The sequence below is a fragment of the Tabrizicola sp. genome, from assembly GCF_031377265.1.
In the GTDB taxonomy this organism is placed as follows: domain Bacteria; phylum Pseudomonadota; class Alphaproteobacteria; order Rhodobacterales; family Rhodobacteraceae; genus JAUYQR01.
Map to the genome: position 1 here is coordinate 1 of NZ_JANMET010000049.1, position 1,715 is coordinate 1,715.

At 64.1% G+C, this 1,715-nt stretch carries 1 protein-coding gene; it reads left to right on the forward strand.

Features of this window, described 5'->3' with window-relative positions; genetic code table 11:
- The coding region (locus tag RMO18_RS02925) for an amylosucrase (RefSeq protein WP_309663829.1) at window positions 1-1,614 on the forward strand (1,614 nt) is incomplete at its 5' end.
- Between the last annotated feature and the right edge of the window lie 101 nt (window positions 1,615-1,715).

The following is a 1,715-nucleotide window of genomic DNA, read 5'->3' on the forward strand; positions in this document are numbered from 1 at the left end:
TCGCTGCACGGCATTCTTGAAAAGCTCGATTATCTTCAGGATCTTGGCATCACCTATGTCCACCTGATGCCCTGCCTGAAACCCCGCCCCGGTGACAGTGACGGCGGCTATTCGGTGATGGATTACCGCCAGATCAACCCCGCGTTCGGCACCATGGCGGATTTTGAGGCGGTCAGTGCCGCCCTGCGCGCGCGCGGCATCTCGCTCTGCATCGATCTGGTGCTGAACCACACCGCCAAGGAACACGCCTGGGCGAAAAAGGCGGCCAAGGGCGATGTTGCCTATCAGGATTACTACCTGATGTTCGACACGCCCGACGTTCCAAACCGCTATGAACAGTCGCTGGTCGAGGTGTTTCCCGAAAACGCGCCCGGCAACTTCACCTACCACCCCACGTTCGGCAAATGGGTCTGGACCACCTTCAACGAACATCAGTGGGATCTGAACTGGGCCAATCCGGCGGTGTTTCTGGAAATCACCGAAGTTATGCTGTTCCTGGCCAACCGTGGCGTCGATGTGCTGCGCCTCGATGCCGTGGCCTTCATGTGGAAACGGATGGGCACGCGCTGCCAGTCGGAACCCGAGGTGCATATGCTGCTGCAGGCCCTGCGCGCCTGCAGCCGGATTGCCAGCGCCGCCGTGCTGCATCTGGAAGAGGCGATCGTCGCCCCCGCCGAAATGCTGCCCTACCTCGGGCGCGGGCGGCATGACGGGCGCGAGGGCAACCTAGCCTATCACAACAGCCTGATGGTGCAGTTCTGGTCATCGCTCGCCACCCGCGACACCCGCCTGATGACGCATGTGCTCGGCACGCATTTCCCTGACCGGCTGACCAACGCCACCTACGCCACCTATATCCGCTGCCATGACGACATCGGCTGGGCGATCACTGACGAGGACGCCGCTGCGGTCGGGGCGTCAGGCCACGGCCACCGCGCCTTTCTGTCAGATTTCTACGAAGGCCGCTTTCCCGGCACCTTCGCCAAGGGCGCGCTGTTTCAGGCGAACGAAGCGACGGGCGACAAGCGCATCTCGGGCTGCTTCGCCTCGCTGGCCGGGCTGGAACGGGCGATGGATACAGGCGATGCCGCAGGGGTGGAGGCCGCGGTGCAGCGCATCCTGATGGGCCACGCGCTGATTGCGGCCTACGGCGGTATCCCCCTGATCTACATGGGCGACGAACTGGCCCTGACCAATGACCACAGCTATCTCGATGCGCCCGAACACGCCCATGACAGCCGCTGGATTCACCGCCCCCCGATGGATTGGTCGCAGGCCGCGCATCGGCATGACGGGGCCACGCCCGGCGCGCAGGTGTTCTGGGGCACCCGCCACATCCTTGCCCGCCGCCGGGCCACGGCGGCGCTGCATGCCGCTGTGCCGGTGAGGGTGGTCAGCTGCGGCCTACCCGGCGTATTCTCGTTTGTCAGGATCGCCCCGACCGGCACCCTGCTTTGCCTTTTCAACTTCACCGAAACATGGCAGCGCGTGCCAGAGGTCTGGGTACGCGCGGTTGGTGCCACCCATATCCATGACGCCCTGTCCGACCATCCGGTGGATGCCTTTGACGGCCACATCGCCCTGCCGCCCTATGGCCGCGTCTGGCTGACCTGAGGTTTTGCCCACTGGACGATCGGTTATCGCCGCGCCAAAGTGCCCTAAAACACGAGGGATAGGCGTATGGCGCTGACAAGACGGGCCGCACTTTTCGCCGC